At 52.8% G+C, this 23,934-nt stretch carries 21 protein-coding genes and 2 pseudogenes; 12 read left to right on the forward strand and 11 right to left on the reverse strand.

Annotated elements, in window-relative coordinates:
• Nucleotides 1-7: 7 nt before the first annotated feature.
• The gene (locus PSSD_RS15330) at nucleotides 8-901 is read left to right on the forward strand and encodes a LysR family transcriptional regulator (RefSeq protein WP_201023822.1); all 894 of its coding nucleotides are present in this window, start codon (nucleotides 8-10) and stop codon (nucleotides 899-901) included.
• A gap of 136 nt (nucleotides 902-1,037) precedes the next feature.
• On the opposite strand, the gene PSSD_RS15335 is transcribed toward PSSD_RS15330, so the two are convergent.
• The 4 genes from PSSD_RS15335 to PSSD_RS15350 all read right to left on the reverse strand — a co-directional run bounded on the left by PSSD_RS15335 (nucleotide 1,038) and on the right by PSSD_RS15350 (nucleotide 4,269).
• Nucleotides 1,038-1,781 carry an SDR family oxidoreductase gene (locus PSSD_RS15335; protein ID WP_058972810.1) on the reverse strand — a complete coding sequence of 248 codons (744 nt, stop codon included), beginning with the start codon at nucleotides 1,779-1,781 and terminating at the stop codon, nucleotides 1,038-1,040.
• A 51-nt stretch (nucleotides 1,782-1,832) separates the two neighbouring features.
• A complete protein-coding gene (locus PSSD_RS15340) occupies nucleotides 1,833-2,936 on the reverse strand; it encodes an alkene reductase (protein ID WP_058972811.1) in 1,104 nt (367 codons plus the stop codon).
• Between the two features lie 54 nt (nucleotides 2,937-2,990).
• A complete protein-coding gene (locus tag PSSD_RS15345) occupies nucleotides 2,991-3,572 on the reverse strand; it encodes a TetR/AcrR family transcriptional regulator (protein WP_058972812.1) in 582 nt (193 codons plus the stop codon).
• A 64-nt stretch (nucleotides 3,573-3,636) separates the two neighbouring features.
• Nucleotides 3,637-4,269 carry a TetR/AcrR family transcriptional regulator gene (locus tag PSSD_RS15350; protein WP_058972813.1) on the reverse strand — a complete coding sequence of 211 codons (633 nt, stop codon included), beginning with the start codon at nucleotides 4,267-4,269 and terminating at the stop codon, nucleotides 3,637-3,639.
• 95 nt (nucleotides 4,270-4,364) lie between these two features.
• Here PSSD_RS15350 and PSSD_RS15355 point away from each other — a divergent pair, with 95 nt between their 5' ends.
• The 6 genes from PSSD_RS15355 (at nucleotide 4,365) to PSSD_RS15380 (ending at nucleotide 7,633) form a co-directional block, all read left to right on the forward strand.
• Nucleotides 4,365-4,979, forward strand: a complete 615-nt coding sequence (locus PSSD_RS15355; RefSeq protein ID WP_058972814.1) for a TVP38/TMEM64 family protein — start codon at nucleotides 4,365-4,367, stop codon at nucleotides 4,977-4,979.
• A gap of 35 nt (nucleotides 4,980-5,014) precedes the next feature.
• Complete coding sequence (locus PSSD_RS15360) at nucleotides 5,015-5,398, forward strand: nuclear transport factor 2 family protein (protein ID WP_058972815.1); 384 nt, start codon at nucleotides 5,015-5,017, stop codon at nucleotides 5,396-5,398.
• Between the two features lie 70 nt (nucleotides 5,399-5,468).
• Nucleotides 5,469-5,855 carry a nuclear transport factor 2 family protein gene (locus PSSD_RS15365; RefSeq protein ID WP_058972816.1) on the forward strand — a complete coding sequence of 129 codons (387 nt, stop codon included), beginning with the start codon at nucleotides 5,469-5,471 and terminating at the stop codon, nucleotides 5,853-5,855.
• A 6-nt stretch (nucleotides 5,856-5,861) separates the two neighbouring features.
• Entirely contained in the window at nucleotides 5,862-6,539 is a 678-nt protein-coding gene (locus tag PSSD_RS15370; protein WP_082672322.1) for an NAD(P)H-binding protein, read from the forward strand.
• Nucleotides 6,540-6,561: 22 nt separating this feature from the next.
• A complete protein-coding gene (locus PSSD_RS15375; protein ID WP_058972817.1) occupies nucleotides 6,562-7,002 on the forward strand; it encodes an SRPBCC family protein in 441 nt (146 codons plus the stop codon).
• Between the two features lie 22 nt (nucleotides 7,003-7,024).
• Nucleotides 7,025-7,633, forward strand: a complete 609-nt coding sequence (locus PSSD_RS15380; RefSeq protein ID WP_058972818.1) for a flavin reductase family protein — start codon at nucleotides 7,025-7,027, stop codon at nucleotides 7,631-7,633.
• A 14-nt stretch (nucleotides 7,634-7,647) separates the two neighbouring features.
• Here the strand turns inward: PSSD_RS15380 and PSSD_RS15385 are convergent, their stop codons facing one another.
• Nucleotides 7,648-8,541 (reverse strand): LysR family transcriptional regulator, encoded by an 894-nt coding sequence (locus PSSD_RS15385; RefSeq protein ID WP_058972819.1) that lies wholly within the window; start codon nucleotides 8,539-8,541, stop codon nucleotides 7,648-7,650.
• Nucleotides 8,542-8,743: 202 nt separating this feature from the next.
• Between PSSD_RS15385 and PSSD_RS15390 the strand changes: the two genes are divergently transcribed.
• The gene (locus tag PSSD_RS15390) at nucleotides 8,744-9,169 is read left to right on the forward strand and encodes a VOC family protein (RefSeq protein WP_058972820.1); all 426 of its coding nucleotides are present in this window, start codon (nucleotides 8,744-8,746) and stop codon (nucleotides 9,167-9,169) included.
• Between the two features lie 110 nt (nucleotides 9,170-9,279).
• Complete coding sequence (locus tag PSSD_RS15395; RefSeq protein ID WP_058972821.1) at nucleotides 9,280-10,539, forward strand: cation:dicarboxylate symporter family transporter; 1,260 nt, start codon at nucleotides 9,280-9,282, stop codon at nucleotides 10,537-10,539.
• A gap of 235 nt (nucleotides 10,540-10,774) precedes the next feature.
• On the opposite strand, the gene PSSD_RS15400 is transcribed toward PSSD_RS15395, so the two are convergent.
• Nucleotides 10,775-11,692, reverse strand: a complete 918-nt coding sequence (locus PSSD_RS15400; protein WP_058972822.1) for a LysR substrate-binding domain-containing protein — start codon at nucleotides 11,690-11,692, stop codon at nucleotides 10,775-10,777.
• Nucleotides 11,693-11,851: 159 nt separating this feature from the next.
• Between PSSD_RS15400 and PSSD_RS15405 the strand changes: the two genes are divergently transcribed.
• Nucleotides 11,852-12,508 (forward strand): LysE family translocator, encoded by a 657-nt coding sequence (locus PSSD_RS15405; RefSeq protein WP_058972823.1) that lies wholly within the window; start codon nucleotides 11,852-11,854, stop codon nucleotides 12,506-12,508.
• Between the two features lie 60 nt (nucleotides 12,509-12,568).
• Here the strand turns inward: PSSD_RS15405 and mntP are convergent, their stop codons facing one another.
• Nucleotides 12,569-13,141 carry a manganese efflux pump MntP gene (mntP, locus tag PSSD_RS15410; RefSeq protein ID WP_058972824.1) on the reverse strand — a complete coding sequence of 191 codons (573 nt, stop codon included), beginning with the start codon at nucleotides 13,139-13,141 and terminating at the stop codon, nucleotides 12,569-12,571.
• A gap of 219 nt (nucleotides 13,142-13,360) precedes the next feature.
• Nucleotides 13,361-15,550: a TonB-dependent siderophore receptor gene (locus PSSD_RS15415; RefSeq protein ID WP_058972825.1), complete on the reverse strand. Its 2,190-nt coding sequence runs from the start codon at nucleotides 15,548-15,550 to the stop codon at nucleotides 13,361-13,363.
• Nucleotides 15,551-15,965: 415 nt separating this feature from the next.
• Here PSSD_RS15415 and PSSD_RS15420 point away from each other — a divergent pair, with 415 nt between their 5' ends.
• Nucleotides 15,966-16,859, forward strand: coding sequence for a siderophore-interacting protein (locus PSSD_RS15420; RefSeq protein ID WP_058972826.1), 894 nt, complete (start codon nucleotides 15,966-15,968; stop codon nucleotides 16,857-16,859).
• A gap of 9 nt (nucleotides 16,860-16,868) precedes the next feature.
• Here the strand turns inward: PSSD_RS15420 and PSSD_RS28445 are convergent.
• From PSSD_RS28445 to fos, 3 genes and pseudogenes are all read right to left on the reverse strand, one after another.
• Nucleotides 16,869-16,943, reverse strand: a pseudogene (locus tag PSSD_RS28445) (glutathione peroxidase); the annotation flags it as partial.
• Nucleotides 16,941-17,012: pseudogene (locus PSSD_RS28140) on the reverse strand (glutathione peroxidase); the annotation flags it as partial. The pseudogenes PSSD_RS28445 and PSSD_RS28140, both read right to left, overlap by 3 nt.
• Before the next feature lie 39 nt (nucleotides 17,013-17,051).
• On the reverse strand, nucleotides 17,052-17,453 hold the full coding sequence (gene fos, locus PSSD_RS15425) for a fosfomycin resistance glutathione transferase (RefSeq protein WP_058972827.1): 402 nt from the start codon (nucleotides 17,451-17,453) through the stop codon (nucleotides 17,052-17,054).
• A 482-nt stretch (nucleotides 17,454-17,935) separates the two neighbouring features.
• Between fos and PSSD_RS15430 the strand changes: the two genes are divergently transcribed.
• Nucleotides 17,936-23,929: an autotransporter outer membrane beta-barrel domain-containing protein gene (locus PSSD_RS15430; RefSeq protein ID WP_058972828.1), complete on the forward strand. Its 5,994-nt coding sequence runs from the start codon at nucleotides 17,936-17,938 to the stop codon at nucleotides 23,927-23,929.
• Nucleotides 23,930-23,934 lie beyond the last annotated feature (5 nt).

A 23,934-nucleotide genomic window follows, 5' to 3' on the forward strand; every position in this document is an offset into this window, starting at 1 on the left:
TAGCAGGATGAGTTTTGATGATTTGTCGGCGTTTATTGCCGTTGCCGAGACCGGCAGTTTCAGAAATGCGGCGCAGCGGATTGGACGTGATGCGACCATTCTTTCACGCAGAGTCAGTCATCTTGAGAGCCAGCTGGGTGTTCAGCTGCTTTCCAGAACAACGCGACGCGTTTCATTAACTGAAGTTGGTGTGATTTATTCACGAAGGGTGAGGGCTTTACTGGATGAGCTGGACAGCGCCAGCAGAGAAGCAAGCAATTTTGCCGCCAGTGCCCAGGGATTGCTTCGGATATCTGTGCCCATTGCTTTTGGTCGCCTTTGGGTTGCTCCTTTGCTTCCGTCCATCATGGCCGCATACCCACAAATGAGTTTCGACGCGAGATATATCGATCGATTTGTGGATGTTGTGGCAGAGGGTTTCGATATGGCAATTCGTGTGGGAAAACTGAGTGACAGCTCGCTTCGCGCGCGAAAGATAGCCTCTTTCAAAAATATCCTCGTCGCCTCTCCGGAATATCTTGCCATGCGCGGTACACCCGAAACTCCAGCTGAGCTTGAGGGGCACTCCTGTCTGGCCTTCGTGCGAACCTATTCGTCATCTGACTGGTCACTGAAAAAGCAAAATGACAAAGCGACGGTCACTCCTCGTGGACAGTTGTCCGCAGACAATTCAGAGTCGCTGCTGATCGCTGCCGTCCATTCTGCCGGCATCGCTTTATTACCAGACTGGCTCGTCAGTCCTGCCATCCGGGAGGGTAAACTGGAGGTCGTGATGAAGGAATGGCAGGGAGCTGACGCGGGTGAAGTTTATGCGGTTATGCCACCGGGGCAGCTTGTACCCACTAAAACCCGGGTGTTCGTTGATGAAATAACTACGGCCATTCAGAATGGCTGGGGTTAATACGGGAAGGGTAGACGGGGGCGCGCACTTACTGAAAATTCGGGTCTTCCGAGAAATGCGGTAAGACCCGAGCATGATTAAGAATGAACCTTATGTACAACGGGGCATTGTAAAAGCGATGCCTACACCAGAATAATTACCAGTTTTGCCTGGTAGGCGAAACGATCAGATCATTAATGATGACGTTCTGTGGTTGATTAAGCGCATAAACAACCGCATTCGCCACATCCTGCGGGCTGATGGCTAATTTATTAAGTTCCTGAGCCACTTTACGGCCTTCAGGATCAACTACCTTGTCCGCCCATCCAGTATTAATCACGCCGGGACTGATGGTGCTGACTCTGATCCCCCTATTAACGCCTAAATCTTTGCGCATAGATTCCGTCATGGCATGTACGAAAAATTTGGTGGCGCTGTAAACACCGGCACCTGCGTCAACCTGGTGCCCTGCCACGGATGCCATATTCAGGATCTGACCGTCATTTTTGCTAAGCATACCCGGCAGCACAGCCGCGATGGCGTTCAGATAACCTTTGATGTTGACGTCGACCATCTTATTCCAGTCGTCCCAGGCAACGTCGCTCCAGCCAGAAAACAGCATAAGCCCGGCGTTATTAATCAGGATATCTACTGAACCGTAAGTTTCAGCGGCATGTTTAACCAGCGCATGGGTATCTTCCGGACGGGTGACATCCGTGACCATACCGCAAGCGCGGCCGCCTTCGGCTTCAATATCGCTGACCAGTTTATCAAGACCGCTCTGATCCAGCGCTGCCGCAACAATATTCACGCCATGACGCGCCAATTCCAGCGCTGTGGCCGCACCGATTCCGGACGACGCACCGGTAATAACTGCAGTTTTGTTTTGCAGATAATTCATTTTATCTTTCCTTCCTTTAACTGGGGCGGGACGATATCCCGCCATCAACATTTAGTAATTCGCTTCTGGCCAGTCGGTGTAGCCCTTCGCGCCACCACCGTAGTAGGCTTCTTTCGGCGCGATGGTCAGTTCGGCGCCATAGCGCAGGCGTTTAACTAAATCCGGGTTGGAAATAAACAGGCGGCCAAAGGCGACGGCATCGATGATCCCGGCATTGCGACGACTGACAGCCATCTCCAGGTCATAGTTGTTGTTACCGATGAAAGGACCGTCGAACTGTGCGCTCAGCGCATCCATATCTACATCAGCAGGCACTTCACGTGAGGTTGCCGTTGCACCTTCAACAAAGTGCAGATACGCCAGGTTAAAGCGGTTCAGCTGCTGGATCAGATAGCCATACATCGCCATCACATTGCTGTCCGGTGGGGTATTACCCGCATCAGGGGTCACTGGTGACAGGCGGATGCCGACGCGGTCATTACCCCAGATATTAACGACCGCTTCAGTGACTTCCAGCGTCAGACGTGCACGGTTTTCAATAGAGCCGCCGTAGGCATCGGTACGCTGATTGGTTGAGTCACGCAGGAACTGATCGAGCAAATAGCTGTTTGCAGAGTGCACTTCCACGCCGTCAAAGCCTGCACGCAGGGCATTTTCTGCGGCATGCTTGTATTGCTCAATAATGCCCGGGATTTCGTCGGTTTCGAGCGCGCGCGGCGTTGATACCGGTACGAAGCCATTAACGGTATAGGTCTGGCCTTCGGCCTTGATTGCAGAGGGCGCGACAGGACGCTCGCCGTTGGGCTGCAGTTCAACGCTGGAGAAGCGGCCCACATGCCACAGCTGGCAGACAATTTTTCCACCTTCAGCATGGACGGCATCGGTGACTTTTTTCCAGCCGGCAACCTGTTCTTCACTCCAGATACCAGGTGTTGCAGCATAGCCACGGCCCTGAGCAGAGATGTTGGTTGCTTCTGAAATAATCAGGCCGGCGCTGGCGCGTTGCGCATAGTAAGTCGCATGTAGTTCATCTGGAATACCTTCTTCGCTGAAACGGCTGCGTGTTACAGGCGCCATAACAATACGGTTGGCCAGCTGAAGTTTCCCCATGGTAACTGGGGAAAATAAATCGGTACGGGTAATGTTATCAGTCATAGTCACTCCAAATAGTTGACCGGTCGGCTAGTAAATTAGTGAAAAAAAATGCGGCTACACGAGCAGCCGCTTAGTGGCATTCAATGCTTTATCAAATGACATATCAGGGTCATGAATTTTCGCCATCAGTGAGGCTCCCAGCCACAACTGGTACAGCTCTTCAGCGAGTTCGTCTGCATCAACATCACCGGACAATGAGCCGTCATGCTGCCCCTGAAGGATGCAGGCGGAGATCCTACTCACGATTTCACGCGTGCCTGTCGCCAAAACGCTTCGCATGCTGTCGTACTGATCACACACTTCCGCACCAAGCTTGACGACAAGACACTTACTTTCAGGGAGATCGGCACCCTGTGTCGTTTTCCAGAATGAGAAATAACGCAGCAGTCGCTCGCGGGCGGGTTCTGCTCCGCGCAGTTGTTCATCTACCTGAATAAGGTAATTGCTAAAGTAGTGCTCCAGTAAGGCCTCAGCGAACTCTTCTTTTGACTGAAAGTAGTAATAAAACGATCCCTTTGGGATCCCGGCGGCTTTGACAATTTCTGCCAGTCCGACGGCGCTGTAGCCTTTGTGGGTAATCAGCGTTCTTGCCACATCGATGATGTGCTGACGCACGTTAGTCGCTTGTTTTTTCATAATGCAGATACTGTAAATTAAAAACTGACCAGTCGTCTAGTTATCTGAGTTGCATTTTGTGCGATCAGTTTTTGTTCACTGGCAGTAATCGGGGGGCGTGCTGTCCAATCATTTTAAGGCTCTGTAGCGTGGCGCCGTCTTTGGCTTCTATCGACATCCCTTCCAGCAATGTATTCAGAACGGTTGCCATCGCGACGGTATTCGTGTTTGGCGGTAACTGCTTTTCCCGTACAGCCCTGCGTAAACGTTTATCGAAGAGGTCTTTTCCTTCCTGCCTGAGCGCGCTGACGGCCTGGACCACATCGGCGGACTCCTGCGAAACATTGATAGCAGCAAGCACTACCATGCAACCGCACGGCGCAGAGGGGGACAGCAGGATATCAGCTGATTCACTGAAGAAGTTATCAATGGCCTGATGAATATCTTCGACCTCTTCCAGCCTTTCCCAGGTTGCTTTCCAGTAAACCTTTTCGTAATAACTCACGGCTTCCAGAAACAGTTTTGCTTTGTTACCGAAGGCGGAATAAAGGCTGGGCGGATTAATTTCCATCGCTTGACATAACTCGGTGACAGATGCTGGTTCGTAGCCTTTTCGCCAGAAAATATCCAGTGCGCTAATCAGCGCTTTATCACGATTAAAACTCCTCGGTCTGCCCTTGGGTTTTTTGATGGCTGTATTTTCGCCTGACGTTTTCATTTCGGGTCTCTCAATGGATCGCTTGACACTTTACATAGTGATCACTATACAATAATAGAATTACTTAGTGAGCACTACAAAAAGAGAGCGGACGTGTGATTGAATCTGTTGCAAGCCTCAGTCTTTACCTGCAGTCCGCGGGCGCGCTGGGTATCGGAATTTTTTTCATCGCTTTTGTCACTGGAACGCTGCTTTTCCTTCCAGCTGCGCTTCTGACGGCACTATCAGGATTGCTGTTTGGCGTGACGGGCGGAACGCTGATGGCGCTGCTGGGAGGCATTACCTCTTCAGCGCTGGCTTTTGGGCTGGCCAGAAGTCGCCTCTTTCCGTTCGCATCACGGGCGGCTGCGAAGAGTCGCTACCTGAAGAGAGGCCAGACACTGGCGCAGCACAACGGCACCGTGCTGGTTCTGCTGCTCCGCCTGAGTTCGGTCGTGCCGTTTGCGCCGCTTAATTACGGTCTTGGTGCCAGCGGCATATCGTTTAAAAAATATATGGCGGCAACGGTGCCTGGCCTCGTTCCGGGAACCTTTATCTATGCCGGCGCGGGAGCTGCCGTATCAGACGTGAATGCATTATTCCGGGGTGATTTTTCCCCGCTTGAATTTATGCAGGACACCAGTGTGCAAACCGGCGCGGCTCTCGCGGCACTGGGCATGGTGCTCCTTTATCTGCTGCAACGGTGCATCAGAAAAAAGATGGGTATCTGAACGGATACCCGCTGTATTTACACGGAGAAAAACCTATGAACGACACAACTTATGTGCAGGATTATAACGACATTGTTGCAGTGCTTAATCAGTACAACGAGGGCGGTAAACAGGCTAAAAGCGAGGTCATGAAGCCCGCTTTTGATGAACAGGCCACCATTTTTGGCGTTGACGGCGACGGTAACCTCACTGGCGGCCCCATTCAGGGGCTGTATGACGTTATTGATCGCGACTTCCGCCCCTCCCCCGAGGCGAAGGCCGCTATCGTTCGCGTGGATATCGTCGGGACAGCAGCCAGCGCGCGCATTGATACCGATGACATTTCAGGCTTTCGCTTCACCGACTTTTTCAACCTCCTGAAGGTGAACGGCCAGTGGACCGTGGTCAGCAAGATTTACCATACCCACGTCACATCCTGATATCCATTCCGTCAGCTCACTGATACAGCCCGCAAGCAATATCTGCGGGCTGGTAAAAGAGGAAATGAAGATGAACAAAAATATTAAAGCTGTGCCCACCGCAGATTATAAAGCCGTCATTGAAACTGCAGGCAAATATATTGAAGGGCTGCGGATCGGTAACGCTGAAACGGTGGCGGAAGCCTTCCATAAAGACGCCGTAATGTATGGTTTTACCAACGGCAAACTGCTGGGCGGCCCGGTTGAAAACCTCTACGATTTTGTTCGTGAAAATGGCAGCGCGCCTGAGATCATGACCCGGCTGGATGTGCTCGCTATTACCCCGACCACAGCCGTTGTGAGGGTCGATATGGAACAGGATGCTATTGGGGCGGATTACAACGACTATCTGACCCTGATAAAAATCGATGGGCGCTGGCAGGTAATTGCCAAAGTTTATCATCAGTTTGAAGGCTGATATTTCATGAGTGGCCCATCATCTCATCCCGGAATAAAACTGCTGCTGCTGGGTGCAACCGGACTCGTCGGAAGCCATGTGCTGGAGCTGGCTCTGGCCAGCTCTGGCGTGGGTAAGGTTATCGCTCCGACAAGAAAACCGCTGCCGCTGTATTTAGCCAATCGGTCAAAGCTGGTCAATATGCTGATTGATTTTGATGCACCTGACCGGGATGACCCGTTGTGGCATGTGGACGCCGTTATATGCGCGCTCGGAACCACCATCAAACAGGCCGGCAGCCACGAGGCCTTCCGTCAGGTCGATTACGAGTACCCGCTGACGTTAGCCAGGCTTGCCAGAACGCACGGCGCGACTGTATTTGCACTGACGTCTGCAACCGGAGCCGATCCGTCCTCCCGTTTTTTCTATAACCGGGTAAAAGGCGATCTCGAGGAGGCTCTGGTACGCGAGCAATTCACTTCTCTGACGCTCGTCCGGCCGGGAGTTATTGGTGGTGCAAGAACGGAAGTTCGCCCGGCTGAAACGGCGCTGAAACTGGCGTTAACCCTTTTCGCACCCATTTTACCGCGCCGATGGCAGCTCAACCCTGCGGCTGAAATAGCTAAACATCTGCTGGAGGCCACCCTCTCCGCTCCGCAGGGCGTGAAGATCGTTACTGCCGGAGAAATGACGGGTAAACGCTGAATTTATTAAAAAGGAAAAAGTGATGTCAGTAGTAAAATTTAATGCTGTTGTTAAAACAGATACTCACCGGGTATGGCAAACCCTCAGCCAGTTCGGGCGCATCAGTGAATGGCATCCGGCCATTAGCAGTAGTGAAATAGAAGAAAACCAGCCCGATGGCCTTCCGGGCTGTAAGCGCCGTCTGGTACTGAGCAATGGCGATGTTCTGCGTGAACAGTTGCTTATGCTTGATGAAGACAACCTGTCGTTTTCATACCGGTTTATTGAATCTCCGCTGGAGGTGGACAATTATGTTGCTACGGTAAGCCTGATCCCGCTGACGGGAAAAAATGAAACAGTCATTGTGTGGCAGGCCAGTTTTGAAGCCCGTTCACGCCACGAAACGCAGAAGATAGAAGAGGTCGTTATGGATCTCATCATGTCAGGTCACAAAAGCCTGGCCGATTATCTGCAGCAACAGTGAAGCCTGAGAGGACCGCCTGAACATGAATGATTACATCCAGCCTGTTGAACCTGCAAAGGCATATCGCCTGATCAATCATGGCCCGACAACGCTGGTTTCGGCACAGCATGACGGAACGAAAAATGTAATGGCTGCGTCATGGGTGTGTGCGCTGGATTATGGGCCAGCCCGGTTAACCGTTGTCCTTGATAAGGCGACCTTCACGCGAAAACTGATTGAACAGAGCCGTCACTTTGTGATTCAGGTACCGATCGCATCACAGGCTTCGCTGGTGCATCAACTGGGCTCACAATCCATGTTCAGCGATAAGGAAAAACTTGTCCGTTCAGGCGCGACGCTTTTTAACCTGCCCGACGTGGATGCGCCACTGGTTAAAGGGTGCGCCGCATGGCTTTACTGTGAGCTTATACCCGAAGAGCATAACCAGCAGGCCTATGATTTGTTCATTGGCGAGATAAAGGCTGCGTGGGCTGATACGCGCATTTTCAGGGATGGACACTGGCAGTTTGAGCACGCGACTTCTGACTGGCGAAGCCTACACTATATTGCCGGCGGACATTTCTACACCACTGGCGATGTACTCGAGGTTCCGGATGTCCCTTCAGACACACCCGGCGCTCCGCAGGGCTGAAATACCCGTCACAACTAATCCCTCTTCTGGCCACGCGGATCATGCCTGGCCAGCGTAATAATGTGTTCCGAAATGCGCCTTACCTCATCATCCAGTTTGTCCAGCGGTCGGTGAATCAGTCCGACGTCACGATAAAAAACGTTATTACCCAGACTTAACGTCCTCACCGCTGCAGGCCACCGGCGCCAGGCGCTGGTCTGGGGCAGAAGTGCGACGCCCACGCCGTTGCTCACCAGCTTGAAAATGGCTTCCAGTTCGTCTACTTCACAAATTTCCTTCACCACAAAATTCATTTCCCGCAGAAAACGGTCGACCCGGCGCCCACCGAAGGAGGAACGATCGTAACGAATAAATGGCTGGCTGGTCAGCAGCTCAGCGATATCGTCGCCGGCAACATTCTTCGGCAAAATAAGGTGGAACGGTTCGTGCGCCAGCGCGCTCCACCTCAGTCCCGGCGGCAGGGGAAAAGGCGGTTTGAGTATTGCTGCCATGTCTATTTCGCCGGCATCAACGAGATTTATCAGTTCCATCGACAGCCCCGGAATGACGCGTACACGGCAGGCTGAACCCAGTTTAAAGAACGACGTCAGCGCGTCGGGTAGCAGTGTTCGCTGTACTGAAGCGATAGCCCCTACCGTAACCGTCCTCTCCAGAGCGGTCCTATCCAGACGCTCGCCGAGGCCATCATAAAGAGACAGCAGCTCCTGCGCCTGAGTGACAAGTTGCAGACCCTTTTGATTCAGCCGGGCATTTCTTCCTGACCGGTCAAAGAGGGGGAAGCCTAAATCAGCCTCAAGCCGCTGCATTTGCGCGCTTACGGCAGCCTGTGTCAGCCCGATTTTATCCCCCGCTGCAGCGAAGGTTCCCTCTTTCGCCACCATTAAAAATGTTTTGAGTTCACGGATCATGGGCCCATCCTAATCACAAAAATAAATTGTACTATTCATATTTTAATATTGTTTTTAATCAATATAAATTATTCATAAGCTCATTTGTGACGGCAATGTTAAACATTAAGAAAGCCTGTCCTCAGGCACTGCGTGAAACGTTGCCCCTCTTAAACCCGAACACGCTTCGCCAGTTGGCGATAATTATTTTGAGGATACACACATGAGCCTTTCTCCCTTCCATCTGGCCATCCCTGTATACGATCTAAAAACGACGCGCCATTTTTATGGTGAAGTTTTTGGTCTGAATGAGGGACGATCTAGTGAACAATGGGTGGATTTTGATTTCTATGGTCACCAGTTGGTCATTCACGAGCATCCTAAAACGGCCTCACAGGAAAGTGTTCATTCAAACTCTGTTGATGGCCATGACGTGCCCGTTCCGCATTTTGGCATCATCCTGAAATGGGATGAGTGGGAGGCACTGGCAGAGCGCCTCAAATCGTTTAACACGAAGTTTGTCATTGAGCCTTATATTCGCTTTAAAGGGCAGGTCGGTGAGCAGGCCACCATGTTCCTGTTCGATCCCTGCGGTAATGCACTTGAATTCAAAGCGTTCAAAGATATGAGTCAGCTCTTCGCAAAATAATCACACGAGCACGGTCTCAGGCCGTGCCATGCCTACTTTTCACCCGAATATACAAATTGTGGCTCCCGTCGATTTCCGGCAGGGGTCGCCCTGTTTAATCAGAGGGCGTCATGACAAAAATAACACTGGTCTGGCAAATCGTTATTGGGCTTGTACTTGGAATTATTGTGGGATGGTACTTCAACACGCACCCTGAATATCAGCAGTGGGTCAGCCATGAAATTCTCAAGCCGCTTGGTGACATCTTTATCAAGATGATGAAAATGGTCGTGGTGCCGATTGTTTTCTGTTGCATGATTCTGGGCATAACCGGAAGCGGTGACAACAAGTCGTTTGGTCGAATGGGCGTGAAGGCGCTCGGCTATTTTTTTACCGTGACGGGAGTGGCCATCATCTTTGGACTGGTGCTGGCTAACCTTATTTCCCCCGGCGAAGGCACCAGTATTCAGGGAATGGCGCACGGCGACGGGCACATGAAGATGGAGCCAGCGCGCGGTGCTCTGGTTATTCTGCAGAATATCGTGCCTGATAACCTGTTTGTCGCGCTTTCTGAGGGTAAACTGCTGTCAGTTCTGTTCTTTGCCGTGCTGTTCGGCCTGGCGCTTAATGGCCTCCCGCGAAACAAAACGGCACCGATCCTTGGCGTTCTGCAGAGCGTATCCGATGGCATGTTCAGGGTCGTGTCGATCGTCATGGCTTATGCGCCGGTTGGCGTGTTCGGCATGATTGGTGCCACGGTGTCTACGTTCGGTTTTGCCTCTCTTCTGCCGCTGCTTAAGCTAATTGGCACTGTCTATCTGGGACTACTTTTATTTGCCCTGATTGTGCTGGGCGGAATCTGTGCGCTAATTGGTGAAAACGTCTTTAAGCTTATAAAGCATTTTCGTCAGGAACTGGTGCTGGCATTTTCAAGCGCCGCTTCTGCAGCAGTGATGCCCCAGCTGATGTACAAGCTCGAACGCTATGGCGTACCGGGGCGGATCGTCAGCTTTGTGGTGCCCGTCGGTTATGCTTTTAATCTTGACGGCGCTTCGATATTTCTCGGCGTGGCAACCATATTCGTCGCTCAGCTTTATGGTATCGATCTGACGCTGATGCAGCAGGTCATTTTAGTGGTGACGATGGTGCTGACCTCGAAAGGGGCTGCGGGTGTACCCGGGTTCGCCATTCTGATCCTCTCCGCCACTTTGGCATCTGCGGGGTTGCCCCTTGATGCTGTTGCCCTGATAGCCGGAATATTCCGTATTATCGACAGTGGTACGACGACCCTTAACGTGTTGGGAAACGTTGTAGCTCCACTGGTCATTAACCGATGGGAAAAAGAGCCGCTGTCCTTTGAAGGCTCTCAGCCCGACCTGAATAAACACTGATACAAATCTGCGGGGAACAGACCTGCTCCCCGCAGATTTGTAAATGTTAGCAACGTCCGCTCTTGGCACGAAACTGCCCATCAAGACGTTAGGGTGGGGCAGCCATGAGCGAAGCGGACGTCTGCAGTTTTCTTGCTACAAATGGAAAATGGCTTATTGCTCAACCTCGAACAGGTCAAAACTGAAATACCGCCACAACAAATAATGTTCATTGAGCCAGCCTCGCTCATGAAATTTATTTTTCGCCGGCTTGAAGGTAAATCAGGCTCTCCTCCTGAAACAGTGGAGTATGACGAGTTAGCCAGTTCAGTAGCATTTCAACGTTTTGCTTTATGGCGGAATTTTCTGGCCACACCAGATAATATCCGTCTCCGGTTGCCACTGCCTCCGGGAAAGGCAGGCAAAGCAAACCACTTCTTATCGCGTCAGTGCTCAGGAGCAGGTCGCCGACCGAAACGCCGTGTCCGCTCAGGGCGGCAAGATTTCCCTGCTCCAGCGTGTCGAATACCTTCCCTCCACTGATGTTCAGTCCCGCAAAACGCCCCGTCTTCTTGAGCCACCTCCGCCAGTCACGACGGTCCGGAGACGGATGAATAAGCTCGCAGTCAGGAAGAGACTCTTGGGCGCTGACAAGCATCGCAGGAGAACAGACGGGTATCAGCCACTCGCTGAAAAGCAGCCTGCTCTCTGTCCCTTCACCAAAATGACCGTTACCGAGCAGAATTGCACAGTCGTAGGGCTCGCGGCTGAAATCTACCTCATCCGTGTCCATCCAGACGCTGGTTATCTCGATCTGTGGGGTCGGATGGTTTTTGCGAAAATCGTTGAGCACGTCAAGAAGCCATCGCATGGTCAGCGTTGAGGGGGCTTTGAGACGCAGAAACTGGCTATGACTTTTAAAGGCATTACAGGCCTGCTCTATGCTCATAAACCCCTCGGTAAGCTGTCCCGCAAGAGTACGTCCAGCCTCACTCACTTTAACGCGTGGCCCGTTTCGCATGAAAAGCTCGCAGTCAAACCACGCTTCAAGCGTGCGTATGTGCCTGCTGACCGCACCCGGCGTTATATTGAGTAAATCTGCAGCTTTACTGAAGGAATTCAGCCGTGCGGCAGCTTCAAAAGCGCGCAGGGCATAAAGAGGGGGTAATGACATCAGAAACTCCAATGTGAGTTTTACTCACATTAAGCGTGAGTTTTATCCGTTTTTCAACCGCTCTACGTGAGTGAATAATCCTGTCCGAAAAAGTTAATGGTTAAATCTGGGCAAGCGTGCCGTCTAGATCGTCAACATACCTAAGGAAAAAACACCGTAATGAATGTGCCACTCCTGAGCGCCTATATTATTTCAGTAATGATGTTGCTGCTCACGCCCGGCCCGGTTGTGGCGCTCATCTCCGGCACCGCTGCCCGTTATGGATACCGGAGCGCATTTGCCACTGCTGTTGGCACAAACGGGGCTTCCCTCATGCTTATCGCTGTGGCCACACTGATGCTGAAGGGGGTGATTTCTCTGTCTCCGGCCTGGCTGAGTTTTCTCGGACTGGCGGGTTGTGTTTATATCGGATATGCGGCACTGCACAGTCTGTTCAGCACTCCCGAGGCAGGAACAACGGATACCGGGACAGGTGCGCAGAGCCGGGGAAGTTTTCTTCGCGGCTTTGTTACGGGAGTGTCTAACCCGAAAGACATCCTCTTTTTTGTTTCTTTCTTTCCTCAGTTCATTGCCGTAACGCAGGATTTCACCACCAGTATTCTGACGCTGAGTCTGGTCTGGATGATTTTCGACTTTGCCATACTGACGGTCTACATCCTGACCGTGAAAAAATGGATGCCAGCCAGGCATAACAGGAAAATAGCAATGACGTCATCGCTCTTTTTGCTTGCCGTGGCGGGATGTGAGCTTGTTTATAACGTTATTGAGATAACTTACAGTCGGCCCTTATGGGGGATGTTGGCCAACGTCTCATAGAAAAGGCGCGGAAAAACCGCGCCCTTCAAAGGAATGCTAAGAGGTTCTGGATTAATGTACTTAGTTAAGCAGACCCAGGTGCTCGACGAGGATCGAACTACCGATGCCGATTAGCACCACGCCGCCGAGGATTTCAGCCCACTTGCCAATTTTCGCGCCGAGAAAACGGCCCAACAGCATGCCGCTGGCAGCCATCACGGTAGTTGCCGCACCGATTGCCAGTGCCGTCACCACGATATTCACCTGCAGGAAGGCCAGGCCCACGCCCACCGCCATCGCGTCAAGGCTGGTGGCAATTGCGGTGGTCACCAGCAACCAGAAGCCGTGACGACGAGGTGCCTCTGCGGGCTCTTCTGCTTCTTTACGAATCCCTTCCACAATCATTCGGGCGCCGAGCACGAACAGCAACGTAAATGCCACCCAGTGATCCCAGTTCATGATGAACTGGCTTGCGGCAAGACCAATGCCCCAACCGATAACCGGTGTGATGGCTTCGATAACGCCAAAAATCAGACCGGTGCGCAGCACCTCTTTGAAAGGTGGGCGGTGCAGCGAGGCGCCTTTACCGATGGCGGCGGCAAAGGCATCCATTGACATGCCAAAGGCCAGAATGATGACAGCGTAGAAGCTCATAACGAATCTCAGGGTGCGCTTTCAAAGGGGGAAAGCGTGAATTTTTTAAGAGGTCGCTATCCTGCCACAAAAAAAAGAATAAAAAACCTTAAAATTCAACATGTTATAGCTATGGCTAAGTTTGATAGCCAGTGCTATAGATGCCGATAATTTAACCTGAGTGAATTTATGTTGGGTAGAAGGGCCGCAGCAGGTTCCTCTGTCGGCGCCTGTCTAACCTCAGAACACAACCGAATAATTCAGACCAAATGTGCGACCCCGGCCTTTGTAGGTGTAGAGTCCTGCATCGCCATAGGTTGGGCTGTAGAGGCCCGGCGCTCGCTGGCCCCACACCGTGGTGTAATCCTTATCCAGCAGGTTCTCTACGCTGAAGCTGAGTTTACCCACAGGCAGGCTGTAGCTGCCCAGCACATCGACGGTGTTATAACCCTCGATTTTCTTGCCATCTGCATCGGAGACATCGAATGTTTGTGTGCTCTGAACGCGCAGGTTCCAGTCGCCTGGCGCCCAGTTCAGCCAGGCGCTGACTTTGGATGGACTGGCGCTGTCGATGGTCAGTTTTTCCCATTTACCGTCTACGCGCGTTTCTGATTTGATGATGTTGAAGTTTGAGCCCGTGCTCCATTCGCTGTCACTGAAGAAGTAATCGACCTGACCTTCTACGCCATAAATCCGACGCTTATCGTCTTCCAGATTAATGGTCATGTCGGTTTTGTTGATGCTGATGGTCTTATCCGAGAGCGAATAGTAGGCCGCCAGCTGCGCGCGCAGATTATCACCGGTAAAGCGCCAGCCCAGCTCGTAAGCATCAACTTTAATCCCATCCAGCTTCGAATCATTAACGTTGACGCTGTTGGTCAGGTTGTAATGCCCGTTCGCCAACTGATAAGTGCCGGAACCGTAATATTTGGCCAGATCAGGGATTTCAAAGCCCTGTGAGAAATTGAACCAGACCTGCTGACGTTCGGTGATGCGGCCCAGAATCCCAGCATTAAACAGCAGATTATTGTAATCAGTTGAACCGCCGGGCACCGCGTCAGCAGAAGTTGCGCGACCTGTCGCTATCGCCTGCTGCTGCGCATAGCCAACAAAATCGTCGACCTTATTTTTGGTGTATTGATAACGAACGCCACCGTTTAATGTGATGGCATCAAAGTCGTAACTGGATTGCAGGAACGGTGCCAGGTTGGTGATGCTGTAGCCAGGATAACGACCGACATTATAGGCGTTCTCCAGCGTCATCCCGCCGCTTTGTGCCGCGGTGTTCAGGTCAAAGAACTGCTGATTGGCATCAAAAGTTTCGTGTTCAGCGTCCACGCCGTAAGTCAGTGTCAGGGCGTCGGTCGGTTTACTGTTGATGGTCAGCTTGCCGCCGTAAAAATCCGTTTTCTGCTGCGAAGCGCCAATGCTGGTGACGCGATTGCCGCTGAGGGTAGGGAAGGGGTAGAAGGTGAGATTTTCGTCACGATAGTAAATCTGTGCCACCAGGTCCTGGCCGATAAAATCGGTATTGGAATACTGCAGATTAATCAGATGGCGTTCGGTGCCAGGCAGGCGGTCAGAGTTGAGATTGCCTGCGTTGTAAGCCGTCGCAGAACCGGTTACGGCCGAGAAATTCTCACCCAGATACAACCCGTGCTTACCGTCTGATTCGCTTTTGAAGTACTGCGTGGTGAGCTGCAGTTGCTGATGCTCATCAATATTTACCGTCCCGGTGCCCATGATATCCAGACGGTCGGAGTACTGCAGTCCGGTCTGGGTATTATCAATGATCACCTCATTGCCTTTACCGTCATACCAGCCGCCATAACGCTGATAAGCAACCGACAGACGTCCGGAGGCGTTATCATTACCGCCGCTGACAGCAGCGGCGATATTTTCGTCGTGATCGTTATGGCTGTTAAAACCGCTTTTGAGGCCAGTCTGCAATTCAGCCTCGGTGCCCGCCTGGCCTTTTTTGGTGACGATATTAATTAAACCGCCGGTACTGCCGCCGCCGTAGAGTGAGGTTGCCCCTGAAATGACTTCAATGCGCTCAATGTTGAAGGGATCGATAGCGTCCAGCTGGCGGCTGTCGCTGCGTGATGAGTTGAGGCGGACGCCATCGACCATCACCATCATTGAGCGCCCCCTCATATTCATGCCGTAGTTGGTACGCCCCTGACTGCTCACGTCCATGCCGGGTATGAGCTGTGCGAGGACTTCCTTCAGCTCCTTACCGCCCTGCACCTGCTGTTCGATTTCCTGCTGCTCAATAATCCAGGTGGTTTGCGCCATTTCCGCCACGCTACGGTGTGTGCGGCTGGCGGAGACCACCATCTGATCGTCTTTAGACTCTTCAGCCCAGGCGCCTGAAGAGAGCATGGCGAGCAGGCAAGGTTTTAATAACCAGAGATACGGCTGTTTCATTTTTTTATTTTCTTCCGATGAAGTGTTCAAGACAGAGTCGGTGTTCACCTTCGGGCTATCTGGTATGGGTACAGCGCAGTCACAGCCACCCGATTCGGTGAATATTAAAACCTTATGATAAGTAAGCTATCCTCATCATATTTATGAGAATGATTATCGCGATGATAATCATTTCATTTACACTTACAACCAAAATTGTAATATTTACACACACTCAGGTGCACAAAGCAGACGGATTCATAACAATTTGTGCGTCTTAAAACGCCTGAATTTCCGGGGGAGTAGATGCATGGATAACGATCATCAACGACCTTGGCATCTGGCGCAGTTTTCAATGATTATGAAAATTTAATATTCTTGGGTGATCTCAGGTGACAATCACTCGCGTTGAGCGCGATAAGCATCAGGAAAAGAGATGGCGACCATTCCCAGTTACCAGGTATTCAATGTTGTTCTTTCACAGAAGAGATGGCTTTCTCCTTCGCTGGTGAGTTGCGTGTTCACCGGCGAAGAGGTGGGCAGGATGAAGATGGATGGGCCCGATCAGCGGATCAAAATACTCTTTCCGTCGGTCAAGGGCGTAGCCTCTGCATTGACGGCAACCGGCGACTGGTGGGAGCAAATTAAAGCGCTTCCGCACGAGCAAAGGCCGACAATGCGGACCTACACGCTTCGCCACGTCAATGCTGCCAAATGTCTTATGGAGGTTGAGTTCGTTGTCCATGGTACAGAAGGGCCTGCTTCGGCTTGGGTTATTAGCGCCAAGCCCGGAGATGCCCTACAGATTGTCGCTCCCAATAAACAACATACTGCTGACAGCGGCGGGTATGAGTGGAGACCCGGTTCCAGAGTGGAGCGCGCCTTGGTGGTGGCGGACGAGACCGCTCTGCCAGCGGTGAAAGGGATTCTTGAACAGACGGCAAAAATGTCTGTGCCGCCTTTGCTACAGATTTTCCAGGAAGTCCCGCTGACAGAGGATTGCCTCGACTGGCGTGAATATGCGTTTGCTGAAGTGTATTGGCTGCCGCGAGACACCACAAAAACGTCCCACGGCGCGGCATTATTGCACGCGGTTAAGGCGCATGTGCATATCCCTGATTACGCCCTGAGTGCAGATCAGAAGGAGGGGAGGGAAGTTGAAGAAGATGTTTTATGGCATGGCGCTGAGGCGGAAGGCAGCCGGTTTTATGGCTGGATAGCCGCGGAATCATCTGCTGTAAAACATATCCGGCGATATCTGGTCAGTGAGCGACATGTTGCCAGTGAGAACGTCAGTTTCATGGCGTACTGGAGCAGAGGACAAGGCTGATGAAGTCTCTTACAGCGCAGCAAGGATAGCGGCTTCCATTTTCTCTGGGGTGGTTATCGGTGCAAAACGCCTGAACGGACTGCCCGCATAATCGGCCATGGAGATGAACTGCCCACGCAGGCGAGTGGCATCAAGCTGATAAAACGGGCTCATGTATTCATCCTCAACGCAAAAGCGGGTCGGTGTAGCTGACTAATCGAAGAACACCATGCCTTGATACGGCTTAATTCGACAGGCACTCAAACGGCTTTCAAGATCGCCATCGTGAATCTCAAGCTTATGACCATCGGGATCTAAAAGGTATATAGACTTTCCCTCGCTCTTGTTGGTCTTCCATTCCTTGACACCAGATGCTCTTAATCGCGCGGCAAATCCGTCAAATGCTTCCCCTGAAATACTGAAGGCATAGTGGGTGTAGTCACCCCCTACCGCTACGCTATCGACGGACAGGCACAACCAGAGATCGCCCAGTGCGAGATAAGCACCATGATCCCATTTTGCCTTGGGGGCGAAGCCAAGCGTCTCAGTGTAAAAATTCAGGCTATTTGTCAGGTCACTGACTGCAAGGGTGATGTGGTTAAGTCCGGTCAGCATGCGACACTCGTAAGCAGGATATAGAGGGGGTTAATTTAAATGATTTCAATGTGCTTGTCGGTTTTAAAATCTGCACTTACCTTACTCAACATCATGACTGGCCGTCATCTGTTTCGTTCGGTAATGAAGAGAAGGGGGATGGTGTTCTCCTGGCGGAAAGCTGGCAAAAGGTAGGGTTTAGAAGGCAACTATAAGCGAGGAGCGAACATTGCTAACAGCTTTCTGTATGAATTATCAGGGAGTAGCTCAATTTCTATAATGAGGTCCATTTATATATTTACTTTTCCTGGCCAAATTCCTAAATCTCTTTTTCGGTCTCACAATTCCTTAACTCAAACTAGACGTTTTCCGCGCACTACGTAGATACTCATTACACCAGATGCCAAACATTAAATTTCTGAAACAAATTATATCAGCGACTTAACTTCTAGCGCAGCGGAGCGCCGTTGCGCGCGTTGTCTTTCTCTGTTGAGGAATACTTTGTGTACAAATTAAATCCGGTGTTACTGAGCCTTGTGGCGGCGCAAGGTTTGATGTTCCCTATCTCACTGTCGTGGGCGGCGGAGTTAAAGCCTTATACGCCTGAAATTAATGACAATAAAGTCGGGGCTTATTGCTTATGTAATGGTTCGACGCAAACGCTGCGCGGATTACCACAATTCGCGCCCGGTGAAAGCGGCGCAACCACGGTGACGTTTGAGGAATTACAAAATATTGGTCGAATAATTCATGACAACCTAATTGGCGAGCAGCGTCTGCAAATAGGCCAGCAGAATTACACCATTCAAATACCGAATTACGAGGATTGGACATATACAACGTACGACGTTTATAACACCGCTGATTTAGTGGATTTACCGAGTGTCGGCCTCGATACCGTAGTGCCAGATTATTATGATGTAAACGACAAACAATATATTAATGCGCGCATCGGTTCCGTCAGCAATGGCACGCTAAATATCGATATTGGTGTACATGGCGCAGCGGCTAATTCCGCTACTAATAGCTGGTCGATGGCGGCCAAACAAAGCCAACTGTTTACCGCTACCAATAAAGGTCATCTCGACTGGAACGCGAATAATCGCATCACTTTTACCGCGGCTACGCCCCCTTTTAGCGACGATCAGTTGGTGTACACTGCCGAAAGCGTGGTGGATTATGCCGGTGAAATTAGCGTTATCACCCTGGATGGTGGCATCACGTCTTTCACAATCAACAATATCAATGATTTACGAAACTACAATGCCTGGCTTATCGAGCAGGTTACCCTCGCCAATCTCAGCACCTATAACTACAACGCCGAATTCCACAAAGCCTTCAGCCTGCGTGACGCACAGTTGGTGTATCGCATGGGGGCTAAAAACGTTGACGATGAAGTGACGCAACAGATTTATGATCAGGTGGTGTTGAGCGCCGATGGCCCGAATGCCAGCGTCAAAATCAATCGTGGTAAAACTCTGGAAGTGTTGGATAGCCACAGCGCAGTGATGCGCGCCAGCAGTGGCGCGAAAGCGTTGATTAATGGCAAGCTCGCCAGTACTGGCACAGGTTTAGAGTTAATAAATAACGCGCGTGGCCGTAACAACGGTGTGATCAATGCCGGGTTCCTCAACAACGCTAACGGCAAAGGTGTGGATAGCAGCACTATCGGCAGTGGGGAAAGCGGCGTGCTTGTCAGCGACGGCAGCCGCTTTAGCAATTATGGCGTAATCAACTTCCAACCCGGCGATGGCCCCGGTCAGGCGATTTCGATCTACGATGCGCGCGCGACTAATCACGGCAACATTAATATCGGTGTCACTGAAACTGTAGGCAGTTGGGGCACCGATGGCGTGAGTGTCACCGGCGATTTTACGAATGCCAAAAACGGCACGATTTACATCGGGCGCACGCCGCAAAATCGCAAAACAGATACATCCAGCGATGTGGCGGTAAATCTCAGTGGTGGCGTCACTGGCATCAGTGCGTTTTTCGGTTCCAGCGTGGTCAACAATGGCCGTATCGTGATCGGCTCGCTGGTGCAAAATGCCGTTGGCATGTTGGCTCAATACGGTTCAAGTGCCATCGCGCGCAATAACGGTGTCATCGATGTGAACGGCACGGTTGAAGGGCAACCGCGCGAGAATATCGGCATGCTGGTGGTTGATTCCGGCAGCGGCGGCAATGTCGGCAATGGCAAAGCGGGCACCATCAACCTCAACGGCTACAACAGCACCGGCCTCAAAGTCATCGCCCACGGGGGCGAAAGCGCTGAAGCTTATTCTCGCGGTGCCATCAACATCCTCAGTGATACTGGCCAATATGGCACAACCGATAACAACACTGCCGTTTGGGTCATCGGCGAAGAGGGCGGTAAGGCCGTCGCCAACGTTAGCGGACCGATTCAGCTTGGCGGTAACGGTGCGATCGGTATTCGCGCCGAAGGCAACGCCACGGTGAACGTCAGCGCCAGCGCGATTCCGGTTGCCGGACCGCGCGATATCTGGGGGTTGGAACGGCAAATCAGTTTCTACACCAAAGGCCAAAACGCCAAAATCAACCTGCCGAAAAACGGCAGCTTCTCGACATCGGTTGTCGACGGCACGATTTTCCGCGTGGAGGATGGCGCGGAATTTGATGGTCGCGGTTTAACCCTTTCCATGAACGAAAGGGGGACAACGGGCGTGTATGGCAGCGGCGTGGGAACCCAGGTTAATACTAACGGCGCAACGCTAAATATTGGCAATGGGGAAAACGGCGGCATCGGGGGCACCGGGCTAAAAATTGCGCATGGCGCGCAAGGGACGATTGATGCCGCGACACGCTTAAACCTTGATGGTTCTAGCGTGTTGGCAGCAGAAGTTGATGGCTTAGCCTACACGTTGCAAGGCGTGGCCATTGATTTCGAACACGGATTCAATACCGATACGCATCTCACCAACCATGCTGAGATATACGGTAGCGGCAGATTCCAAATCGGCTTAATCGCCCGCAATTTAGGTCAGCTCACCAACACTGGCGACATCACTTTTACCGGCGAGGACAGCGCGGGTATTTACGCGGAGGACGGTGCGAAGGTGACCAACAGCGGCACCATCAACATGACGCTGCGCGGGCAAGCGCTGTATGCCTATGGTTTGCAGCGTCGCCTCGATAGCGCCCCGCTGACCGAAATCTCCAACAGCGGCACCATCAACATCTACAACCGCGACAGTTTTGAGTTGAACACCACCGTTGGTCTGGTGGCCAGCAACTACCTGGCGCGCATCTACCAAAACGGCACCATCAATCTGTATGGCGAAGAGGCGATGGGCGCCAACGCATTCTTAGGCGGTCGAATCACCTTTGGCGCGGACAGCCGCATCACCTTCAACGACCCGAATCAAACCGGTTATCGCGCTGCCGATGAGGGCACGCAATTAATCAGCAACGGCAACAATGTGGATGTGCGCACCGCGAATTCCACGTTGTATGACATCAGTAATGGCGCGTGGTTGTACACGCAAGCACCCGGCAACGTGATGCTCAGCGGTGAAAATAGTCGCGGCATTGTGCTGAGTGGTGAAGGCACGCAAGTGTCCAGCACCGACAATTATGTCGCGAGCGGCAAAGGTGCCAGCGTAATGAATGCCAGCAACCGCGCCGAGGGCGTGATCAGCAGCGGCATTACGCTCAGCGGTGAAAATACCACTGCCGCGATTGCCAGCGGCGACGAAACGGAAATCTACGCAGCCTCCACCATCAGCGGCAACGGCGTAAACGCGACGGCGTTTGATGTCAGCGGGGGTGCGCGCCAGTTTAACCAGTATCAAGGCGTGGTGGATCTCAGCGGATCGAACAGCATCGGCGCGCGCGTGCATGACGGCGGTAACTTCATTAATCGCGGCAGCATGCACATTGCGTCAGGCATCGGCATCGATGTCAGCAGCGGTTACGGTCAATATGTGCCGGTAGATAGCTCGTTGCGTGTCGATGATGGCATTGCGGCAATGCGCGTCGGCAGCGGCGCATGGATGAAAATCTACGGCGACGGCCAAGGCTACAGCGAGATGCAGGCCAACGGCAGCGCCGACGGCTTGTTGCTGGATGTCGGCGCGGATGGGTTCGAAGCTGACAACATCACTATCGGCGCGTACGGCAGCGGCAGCGCGATCAACAACCGCGCCGAAACACCGAACATCAATTTGGATAACGTGCGTTTAGAGGTCGCAAACGGTAACGGCATTCGCTCGGCCACCTCATTCAATTCCGCTGGCAGTGCACAAATTAACGTTAGCGGTTCGGGCACCGGTTATCGCTTTGAAAACGCCAATGGCTCAACCACCAGCAACGATCTGGTGATTGGGCCGGAATATTCGATTGTGGTAACAGGAACCGGCAATGGCGTGATCGCCAACACCCGCGGCAACGTGATTTCTCAGGGCCTAATTGATATTCAGGCGGCGAACGGCGGCTCGGCGATTGTCACCAAAACCGCCAGCCAGGTGATTAACCTGGGCACCATCAGCTCACAAAGTCGCGTTGCGCCGCTGATCGATCTGCGCAGCGGGCAAACGGTGTTTATCAATGAAGGCATCATTAATGCGCCGTTCCCTGATCAGGTTGTCGTGGCAGGCGGCGCGACCGATGACGTCATTGCGCTGTTGGATGGTGCGGTGGTCGGCGATGTGAACACCGGCAACGGACGCGATGAACTGATTGTCACCGGCGGCACCATCAAAGGCAGTTTGACGATGGGCAGCGGCGCAGCTAATCAGGCCACGGTGCAGAAGGTGAGTCTGGCTGATACGCGTCACATCACCACGGAAAATGGCGCGGGCAGCACGCTCAATCTCAGCGAACTCAAGGCTCGCGGCGGTTCGTTCGCCAGCGATGATGCGGCAAAAGGGACCAATCTGGGTTCGGGCTGGAGCACGCTGAACTTCCACAACACACAATGGACGTTAACCGACAACCTCAAACTGGCGCACAGCACGATTAACGTGGATGCGGGAAGTACGCTCTACGCGGGTGACAACGTGCATCCGCTGTTGCAGGGCGGAACCCGCGATTCACTGGTGGTGAATAATGCGGGCACCCTGGATCTCACCAACGGCGGCAACACGGCGGCGAATACGCTGACGATTGACGGCGAACTGGTATCGGTGGGCGGCAGCGTCAAGCTGAACGCCACAGCGGCCAGCAGCGATGTGGTGCTGGTGAATGGCGCGGCATCGGGCGTGACGCAGATTGAAGCAAAACTCGCGGGAGCACCGCTGTTCGACAGCAACGGCGATGGCGCGATCACTGCGAACGAAGGCGTCTCGCTGGCGCAGGTTTCCGGTAGCGCGAATGCCAACAGCTTTGCGCTGAAAAGCGGCTATGTCGCATCCGGGCCGTGGCAATACGGTTTATACAGCTTCGCACCAGGCAGCAATGGCGCAGCCCGCAGCGTGTGGGATTATCGACTGGCGAACGTCTTCGTGTGCGAAGACAGCAGCCTGTGCCAGCCGACAGCAGGCAGCGCACAAAGCGTTGCGCGTCTGGCGGTCACGCCGCAGGTGCCGTCCTACATCTCTGCGCCGGTTGGCCTGGCTTATTACTCGCTGGCAATCACCGACGATCTGCATAAACGCCTCGGTGAACTGCGCCAGCAGCAGGCAAATCCGGATGCGGTTGGCGGCGAGATGTTTATCCGCTACATCGGCTCCAACCTGAAATACCAGACCAGTCAAAGCGTCAGCCATTACGGGTACGACTTCGATCTCGACTACAGCGCGGTGCAGCTCGGCGGCAACGTCATTCGCGTGGATGGCGCGGACAGCAGCCTGCGCGGCGGCGTGGCCTATACGCGCGGCAACACGCGTATTCTCCCGCACGCAGCAGATGGCTACAGCTCGACCAGCTTCGACAGCGACACGCTTTCGCTGTACGGCACATGGCTTCGCGACAGCGGATTTTACGTGGATGGCTCGCTGAGCTGGGGCTGGCATCGCGGCGCGACTGACATTGCACGGCAGAAAGATGTCGCCAAACCAAAAGGCAACGGCTGGACGGCTTCGGTTGAGACGGGTTATCCGCTGGAACTGGGCGGCGGCGTGCGCATCGAACCGCAGGCACAGATCACCTGGCTGCAAATGAAGATGGACAGCTTCACCGACCGCGATAACACCCGCGTTTCCTACGACGATTACAGACAGACGATTGGCCGCGTCGGCGCGCGCGTGGATAAAACCTGGCAGGACGGCAGCGCGAATCAGTACACGCCGTATCTGCGCGTAAATTACACGCAGGGTTGGGGCGGCACCGCAAAAGCGAAGATCGGCGCGGCGGATGTTGGCGGCGGTGAAACCTTCGACAGCGGCAAGTTCGGCAAAATGTGGGATGTCGGCGTGGGCGGCACCGCAACGGTGAATAAGGATGTGGCGCTGTACGCCGAAGCGGATTACCGCAAAGAGATCGACGGCAACGGCGCGAAAGGCTGGCGCTACAACGCGGGCGTGCGCTGGTCGTTTTAATTGCA

This window comes from Type-D symbiont of Plautia stali, assembly GCF_001485335.1.
In the GTDB taxonomy this organism is placed as follows: Bacteria; Pseudomonadota; Gammaproteobacteria; order Enterobacterales; family Enterobacteriaceae; genus Pantoea; species Pantoea vagans_C.

Bases quoted from the DNA above. Each gene is read 5' to 3' on its own strand.
- PSSD_RS15350 (WP_058972813.1), bottom strand. From the start codon at position 4,269: ATGAAAACGTCAGGCGAAAATACAGCCATCAAAAAACCCAAGGGCAGA.
- PSSD_RS15330 (WP_201023822.1), top strand. From the start codon at position 8: ATGAGTTTTGATGATTTGTCGGCGTTTATTGCCGTTGCCGAGACCGGC.
- PSSD_RS15405 (WP_058972823.1), top strand. From the start codon at position 11,852: ATGAATGTGCCACTCCTGAGCGCCTATATTATTTCAGTAATGATGTTG.
- PSSD_RS15345 (WP_058972812.1), bottom strand. From the start codon at position 3,572: ATGAAAAAACAAGCGACTAACGTGCGTCAGCACATCATCGATGTGGCA.
- PSSD_RS15395 (WP_058972821.1), top strand. From the start codon at position 9,280: ATGACAAAAATAACACTGGTCTGGCAAATCGTTATTGGGCTTGTACTT.
- fos (WP_058972827.1), bottom strand. From the start codon at position 17,453: ATGCTGACCGGACTTAACCACATCACCCTTGCAGTCAGTGACCTGACA.
- PSSD_RS15380 (WP_058972818.1), top strand. From the start codon at position 7,025: ATGAATGATTACATCCAGCCTGTTGAACCTGCAAAGGCATATCGCCTG.
- PSSD_RS15370 (WP_082672322.1), top strand. From the start codon at position 5,862: ATGAGTGGCCCATCATCTCATCCCGGAATAAAACTGCTGCTGCTGGGT.
- PSSD_RS15340 (WP_058972811.1), bottom strand. From the start codon at position 2,936: ATGACTGATAACATTACCCGTACCGATTTATTTTCCCCAGTTACCATG.
- PSSD_RS15365 (WP_058972816.1), top strand. From the start codon at position 5,469: ATGAACAAAAATATTAAAGCTGTGCCCACCGCAGATTATAAAGCCGTC.
- PSSD_RS15400 (WP_058972822.1), bottom strand. From the start codon at position 11,692: ATGTCATTACCCCCTCTTTATGCCCTGCGCGCTTTTGAAGCTGCCGCA.
- mntP (WP_058972824.1), bottom strand. From the start codon at position 13,141: ATGAGCTTCTACGCTGTCATCATTCTGGCCTTTGGCATGTCAATGGAT.
- PSSD_RS15335 (WP_058972810.1), bottom strand. From the start codon at position 1,781: ATGAATTATCTGCAAAACAAAACTGCAGTTATTACCGGTGCGTCGTCC.
- PSSD_RS15420 (WP_058972826.1), top strand. From the start codon at position 15,966: ATGGCGACCATTCCCAGTTACCAGGTATTCAATGTTGTTCTTTCACAG.
- PSSD_RS15415 (WP_058972825.1), bottom strand. From the start codon at position 15,550: ATGAAACAGCCGTATCTCTGGTTATTAAAACCTTGCCTGCTCGCCATG.
- PSSD_RS15375 (WP_058972817.1), top strand. From the start codon at position 6,562: ATGTCAGTAGTAAAATTTAATGCTGTTGTTAAAACAGATACTCACCGG.
- PSSD_RS15360 (WP_058972815.1), top strand. From the start codon at position 5,015: ATGAACGACACAACTTATGTGCAGGATTATAACGACATTGTTGCAGTG.
- PSSD_RS15390 (WP_058972820.1), top strand. From the start codon at position 8,744: ATGAGCCTTTCTCCCTTCCATCTGGCCATCCCTGTATACGATCTAAAA.
- PSSD_RS15385 (WP_058972819.1), bottom strand. From the start codon at position 8,541: ATGATCCGTGAACTCAAAACATTTTTAATGGTGGCGAAAGAGGGAACC.